The following is a 6,469-nucleotide window of genomic DNA, read 5'->3' as shown; positions in this document are numbered from 1 at the left end:
CGCCGTGCTCACCCGCGACCTCGGCCTGGACGCCCTGCCCGCCGGCGTGTCGCCCGCGGTGCGGCGCGGCCTGGCGCGCTGCCTGGCGCGCGACGCGAAGGAGCGCCTGCACGACATCAACGACCTGCGGCTCGAGCTGATGGCCGGGGTGGACGAGCCCGACCCGGCGGCGACGACCGACGGCGGCTCGCGCGGCCTGCCGCGCTGGCTCGTGCCGGTGCTGATGGTGCTCGTCGCGGTGGCCGCCGTGGCCGGGATGCGCTTCGGGCATGACTCGGTGCAGGTGCCCCCGGTGCCGGTGGTGCGCCAGGTGATCGCGGGCGCGGGCTTCAACGGTTGGTCGTTGTCCGCCCTCTCGCCGGACGGCCAGACGGTCGCCTGGGTGCCCATCAGCCTGTCCGGCACCGAGCCCATCGTGCTGCGCCGCCTCGACGAGTTCGGCGAGCGCCGGCTGGTCGGCACCGAGGACGCCTCGAACCCGACCTTCTCGCCGGACAGCCGCTGGCTCGCCTACCTCAAGATCGGCGAGCGGGTGCTCTACAAGGTGCCGGTCGAGGGCGGCGCGCCCCAGCGCCTGGCCGACTGCGACATGATGGCGACCCACATCGAATGGGCCGACGACGGCTACATCTACTTCAGCGGCGGGGGCAGCAACGCCACCGACCGCGGCGTGCACCGGGTGCCCGAAGCCGGCGGCCCGCGCGAGACGATCGTGCCGGTCACCGACGAGGAGACCCAGACCTACCACGCGCTCCGCGTGCCCGGCACCGACTGGCTCGTGTACACCGCCGAGACCACCGGCAGCGAGCGCCTCTCGGCGATGAATCTCGCCAACGGCGAACGCCGCGCCCTCGGCATCCAGGGCTCGTCGCCGCAGTTCCTGCCGCCGGACATCCTGCTCTGGTTCCGGAACTCGGGCTCCGAGGTCATGGCGAGCCGGATCGACCCGGCCACCCTGACCCTGCGGGGCGACGCCTTCAGCGTGCTCACCCAGGTGCCCGCGGCGACTATGCTGCGCGGCTGCTACGAGATCTCCCGCAACGGCACCCTGATCTTCAACCGGAGCACCTCGGGTGGCCTGATGGCCGCGCGGCGCGCGCTCAGCTTCGTCGACCGCAACGGCCGCATGACGCCGGTCTTCCCCGAGGAGGCGAGCTGGGCCCAGCCGCGGGTCTCGCCGGACGGGCGCCACATCCTGGTGCGCGAGGTGCGCACGCCCAACTGCGTGCTGTGGAACTACGACCTCGCGCGCGGCACCCGCGTCCGCATCACCGTCGACGAGGACGCCCACAACCCCCTGTGGAACCCGGTCACCGGCGGCATCATCTTCCGCTACGACCTCGGATCGACCTTCATCGTCGCGGAACGGCGCCCCGACGGCACCGGCGAGACGCGCCCCCTCTACCAGCAGGAGAAGATCGAGGTCGCGCCGACCTCCATTTCGCGCGACGGCCGCTGGCTCCTGGTCAACGCCCTGACCAACGGGCGTGACGTGTGGGCCATCGACCTGGAGCAGGGCGGCGAACCGATCCCGTTCATCACCTCCGGATTCCGCGAGCAGAACGGCGCCATGTCGCCGGACAACCGCTGGGTGGCCTACGACTCGGACGAGTCCGGCCGCGAGGAGGTGTACGTCATCTCCTGGCCGGACGGACGCAACCGGGTGCAGATCTCGGTCGAGGGCGGCCACGATCCCAGCTGGTCGCACGACGGGCGCACTCTCTACTTCCTCGGCGAGCGGCAGGTGATGTCCGTCGGGGTCACGCCTGGCGCGAACCTGGACCCCGGCCTGCCCGAGCCGGCCTTCACCGGCCCGGTCGACGACGCCACCTACAACCACGCCTACGACGTGATGCCGGACGGCGAGCGGGCCGTGTGGATCGCGGTTTCGGCGGCCGGCGAGGCCAAGGCCGATCTGTGGGTGGTCTCGGGGTGGGGCGGCGAGGTGCGGGCGAAGCTGGGGGCGCGGTAGGCCGCGTCGGTTCGCCGATCTGTTGAGATCTCAACCGGAAGCGGGGCGATGAACGGCCGGCGGGATCGCCCCGCCGGCCGTCGCGCGTCGTGTACCTGTCCGGTCCGGTCCGGCCGGAGCCCTACTTCAGCATCTTCCACAGATAGGCGTACGTCAGCGCCCACATGTAGGCCCGCTGGTTGAGGTTGGCCGCGCCGGCGTGGCCGCCCTCGGTGTTCTCGAAGTAGTACACCGGATGGCCGTAGTCGGTCATCTTGGCGACCATCTTGCGGGCGTGGCCCGGGTGCACGCGGTCGTCGCGGGTCGAGGTGAAGAAGAAGACCTTCGGGTAGTCGACGTCCTTCTTCACGTTCTGGTACGGCGACCAGGACTTCATGTAGTTGTCCCAGTCGTCGGTGTCGGGGTTGCCGTACTCGGCCATCCAGCTCGCGCCGGCGAGCAGCTTGTTGAAGCGCTTCATGTCGAGCAGGGGCACCTGGCAGACGACGGCCTCGAAGAGGTCCGGACGCTGCACGAAGGTGCCGCCCACCAGCAGGCCGCCCTGCGAGCCGCCCGCGATGCCCAGCTTCTGCGGCGAGGTGACCTTGCGCGCGATCAGGTCCTCGGCCACGGCGATGAAGTCCGAGAAGTTCGTCTGGTGGTTCTCCTGCATGGCCGCCTTGTGCCAGTCCGGACCGAATTCGCCGCCGCCCCGGATGTTGGCCAGGGCGTAGACGCCGCCGCGCTCCACCCAGGAGGTGCCGACGGTCGCCGAGTAGCTCGGCCGCATGCTCACCTCGAAGCCGCCGTAGCCGTACAGCAGCGTCGGGTTCTTCCCGTTGGCCTCGTAGCCCTTGGGCGTGAAGAGGAAGTAGGGGATCTTCACGCCGTCCTTGGCCGTGGCCTCGTACTGGACGACCTCCATGCCGGTGGCGTCGAACCACTCGGGCGACGACTTGGCCTGGACCGGCGCCTCGTTCGCGGCCACGTAGTAGAGGCTCGACGGGGTGAGGAAGTCGGTGTAGGTGAAGAAGAAGTCGTCGCTCGAGTCGCTCATGCCGAGCATGCCGGCGGTGCCGAGACCGGGCAGGGCGATCTCGTTGCGCTGCCAGGCGCCGCCCTCGCGGGTCAGCTTGTAGATGCGGCTGGCCACGTTGTCGAGGGTGCTCAGCAGGAGCATGTTCGCGGTGTTGGCGACCCGGCCCAGCGAGACGCGCGCCTCGGGCGTGAACAGGACCTCGAAGTCGCGGTCGCCGGCGAGGAACTTCTCCAGGTCGATCGACAGCAGGGCGTCGGCGGGAAACTCGTCCGCGGCCGGCCGCCACGGCGTGCGCAGCTTCAACATGAACTGGCCCTTGAAGATGCCCTGGGGGTCGGCGTCCTCGGGAATCGGCAGGGCGACGGGCTTGCCATCGCGCATGAGGAAGTAGCTGCCGCGGAAGAATTCCGGCGTCTGGTAGGCCATGTCGTAGTCGCCATCGGGCGTGTGGATCGTGTAGACCCCGGCCGACACGTCGGTCGTCTTGCCCTCGAACACGGTCTTGGCCTCGGCGAGGTCGGTGCCCCGCAGCCACAGCTTGGCGATGCGCGGGTAGCCGGATTCGGTCAGGCTGCCCTCGCCGAAATCGGTGCCCACCCAGACCGCGTTCTCGTCGCGCCAGCCGATCTGGCTCTTGGCCTCGGCCAGTTCGAAGCCGCCCTTCACGAACTCCTTGGTGCGGGCGTCGAACTCGCGCACCACCGTGGCGTCGCCGCCGCCCCGCGACAGGTTCACCAGGTAGAGGTCGTAGTCGGGGTACAGGCCCTGCGCGCCCTTCCAAACCCAGTTCTCGCCGTCGGCCTCGGCCAGGGCGTCGACGTCGATCACCGTCTCCCACTCGGTGGCGTCGGACAGGTAGCTGGCCAGGGTCGTGCGGCGCCAGATGCCCCGCACGTGCTCGGCGTCCTGCCAGAAGTTGTAGAGGTAGTCGCCCTGCACGCTGGGGTACGGGATGCGGTCGTTGGAGGTGAAGATCTCCTGCAGCTTCTCGTGGATGGGCGCGAACTCGGGCACGGCCTCGAGCTCGGCCTGGTCGGCCGCGCTGCGCTCGGTAACCCAGGCGAGGGCCTTCTCGCCGTCGACTTCCTCGAGCCACAGGTAGGGGTCTTCGTCGGCGCCGAGGGCGGCGGCCGCGGGCAGCAGCAGGCACAGCGCCAGCAGCGCGTTCAGCAGGATCTTCGGAAGTCGCATCGGGGCTCCTTGGTTCGGGCGCGGACGCGCGCCGGGGTTCATGCGGGGGCCGGACAAAGATGGGGCGGCGGTCGGGAGCGGGTCAAGGGAATTGGCGGCTGCGATCGGCCCTCGTCGGCGTGGGAATTCGGGGGTAGAATGGGCCCTGAGCCCCCGATCTCCGCGAAAGGCGTCGCCCCATGGACCGTTACGACCCCCTGGTCGCCCCGACCTCCCGCGCGTGGTTCGCCCTCGACGAGGACGCCCGCATCGCCCTGGTCAGGCACCACCACGCCGAAGCGGGCATCGACCTGCCCGCCGCACAACTCCACGCCGTGATCCACGTGGTGATCGAGAACCAGTTGCTGACGGGCGTGGTCGAAGTGCAGGAGGCCATGGCGCGCCTGCAGGCCGAGGGGCTGGACCGCCACGACGCCCTGCACGCGGTCGGGCAGGTGCTGGTGAAGCACATCCACGCGGTGCTCGAGGGGAACGCGTCGAGCGGGGAGCCGACGGAGGCGTATCTGGCCGATGTGCGGGGGCAAACGCGGGCGCGGTGGTTGGCGGGGCGGGGCGACACACCATAGAGGCCCGCGGCCTTGCGTAAGGTCCTCAACTCGAGATGCGGCCATCCGGGCTGGTTCGGCGTGACCCCTCGTGTTGAGATCCCGACCCGTCCGGCGGAGAGCGCCGGGGCCGGGGTTGATTCTCGCCCGGCGAGTCCCTACCGTCATGGACTCGGGGCGGTCCATGGGGGGCCGCCGGACAACGAAGGGGATGTTGTCATGAAACGTTGTTCCTTGCTCGCGACCCTGTTCCTCCTGCTCCTCGGCGGATTCGCCTTCGCCGACATCTCGATCGACTTCCTGGACCGCCGGACGGAAGTGCGCTATTTCGATCTCGGCGGGGTGGATTCGCAGTTCATCGATCACCGGTCCGACCTGTCGGGCCCCTACTCCCAGGACCTGGCCATCGATGTGGGTGATCTCCACGCGAGGTCGATCCACGAGTCCTCGGTCGTCGTCGCCGGCGCCGACCTGTCCGTAAGCGGAAGCTACCTGTCTGAAGTGTCCGATACGTCCGGGAGCCTCAACGGCCAACTGGAAGCCCTGGCCTTGACGGGAATCCGGTTCACGGTATCCGAGACGTCCTTCATGTCCCTCGACGTGACCCTCGACGGCGGCGAGCTGTTCTTCTTCGATCTGACCACCAACGAGGGCGGCCTCGACGTGGCCGGGCCCGGGCACTTCGTGCTCGATGACGTCCTCGTGGCCGGCCACGAGTACCTGTTCCAGGTCAGCCACCTCGTCGGCATCTTCGGCCCGGCGAAGGCCGCGGGTTCGCTTTCCGCGGCGTTCACGTTGGAGGTTTCCAACCAGCCGGTCGCGACGTCGGCCGCGAGCTGGGGCGGCGTAAAGGCCCTGTTCCGCTAGTCCCGGAAGCACGCATACCCCGGATCGCGCGGGGGACGAAAAAGAGGCGCCCCGACGGGAGCGCCTCTTTTCTTCGCTAGGTCGGAACCCCACCTACCGCCCCAGGAACCCCTTCACCGCCGCATTCGTCTCGTCCGCCTTCTCGAACTGCACGAAGTGCCCGCACTTCGCGAACATGACGAGCTCGGCGTCCGGCATCGCCGCCACGCCCGGCGTGAACACGTCGCGAGTGTGGCCGCCGTGCAGGAAGCGGTTGGGGATCAGGTTGTCGTTCTCGCCGGCCAGGACCAGGGTCGGCTGCCGGATCTCGCCCAGGCGGTCGAGCACGGGGCCGTCGAGCATGGCCTCGACGTTCTCGGCCACGGCGTAGCAGTAGCGGTTGAAGTCGCTGGCGCCCATGTCCAGGGCCGTGACGAAGCCGGCACAGGCGGTGACCAGGTCGGCCGTGCTCTCGTCATCGGCGCACCAGCGCCGCTCGCGGATGGTGAGGTTCTCCTCGAGCCAGGTGCTGACGTCCTCGCCCAGGTGGGCGTCGAACCACGCGTTCGGCACCACCCGGTCCGGGGCGTGCAGGGCGGTGGCGACGATGCGGGCGTTCTGCTGTTCCATCAGGCCACCAGCCCCCCATCGACGCTCAGCACGGCGCCGTGCACGAAGGCGGCCTCGTCGCTGGCCAGGAAGAGGTAGGCGCGGGCGATCTCCGTCGGCTGGCCCAGGCGCTGCAGGGGGGTCTTCTCGGCCATCATGTCGCGCACCTTCTCGGGCATGGCCATGACCATCTCGGTGGCGATGAACCCCGGCGCGACGGCGTTCACGCGCACGCCCATCGGCGCCCACTCGAACGCCAGGGTGTGTGTCAGGTTGTCCACGCCGGCG

6 protein-coding genes are annotated in these 6,469 nt (G+C 69.6%); 3 read left to right on the top strand and 3 right to left on the bottom strand.

The features are described 5' to 3' along the window. A partial coding sequence (locus KDM41_16715; GenBank protein ID MCB1185069.1) for a PD40 domain-containing protein occupies positions 1-1,972 on the top strand: 1,972 nt, incomplete at its 5' end. Between the two features lie 121 nt (positions 1,973-2,093). On the opposite strand, the gene KDM41_16710 is transcribed toward KDM41_16715, so the two are convergent. Continuing rightward, a complete protein-coding gene (locus KDM41_16710; protein ID MCB1185068.1) occupies positions 2,094-4,181 on the bottom strand; it encodes a S9 family peptidase in 2,088 nt (695 codons plus the stop codon). Between the two features lie 179 nt (positions 4,182-4,360). Here KDM41_16710 and KDM41_16705 point away from each other — a divergent pair, with 179 nt between their 5' ends. Further along, positions 4,361-4,747, top strand: coding sequence for a hypothetical protein (locus KDM41_16705; protein MCB1185067.1), 387 nt, complete (start codon positions 4,361-4,363; stop codon positions 4,745-4,747). A 198-nt stretch (positions 4,748-4,945) separates the two neighbouring features. Then, complete coding sequence (locus KDM41_16700) at positions 4,946-5,593, top strand: hypothetical protein (protein MCB1185066.1); 648 nt, start codon at positions 4,946-4,948, stop codon at positions 5,591-5,593. Between the two features lie 93 nt (positions 5,594-5,686). On the opposite strand, the gene KDM41_16695 is transcribed toward KDM41_16700, so the two are convergent. Both KDM41_16695 and KDM41_16690 read right to left on the bottom strand, forming a co-directional pair. Continuing rightward, positions 5,687-6,202: a hypothetical protein gene (locus tag KDM41_16695; GenBank protein ID MCB1185065.1), complete on the bottom strand. Its 516-nt coding sequence runs from the start codon at positions 6,200-6,202 to the stop codon at positions 5,687-5,689. Next, the coding region (locus tag KDM41_16690; protein MCB1185064.1) for an SDR family oxidoreductase at positions 6,202-6,469 on the bottom strand (268 nt) is incomplete at its 5' end. The genes KDM41_16690 and KDM41_16695, both read right to left, overlap by 1 nt.

Source organism: bacterium (genome assembly GCA_020440705.1).
Taxonomy (GTDB): domain Bacteria; phylum Krumholzibacteriota; class Krumholzibacteriia; order LZORAL124-64-63; family LZORAL124-64-63; genus JAGRNP01.
This window is presented reverse-complemented; position numbering and strand designations above follow the sequence as displayed.

Bases quoted from the DNA above. Each gene is read 5' to 3' on its own strand.
- KDM41_16710 (MCB1185068.1), bottom strand. From the start codon at position 4,181: ATGCGACTTCCGAAGATCCTGCTGAACGCGCTGCTGGCGCTGTGCCTG.
- KDM41_16705 (MCB1185067.1), top strand. From the start codon at position 4,361: ATGGACCGTTACGACCCCCTGGTCGCCCCGACCTCCCGCGCGTGGTTC.
- KDM41_16700 (MCB1185066.1), top strand. From the start codon at position 4,946: ATGAAACGTTGTTCCTTGCTCGCGACCCTGTTCCTCCTGCTCCTCGGC.
- KDM41_16695 (MCB1185065.1), bottom strand. From the start codon at position 6,202: ATGGAACAGCAGAACGCCCGCATCGTCGCCACCGCCCTGCACGCCCCG.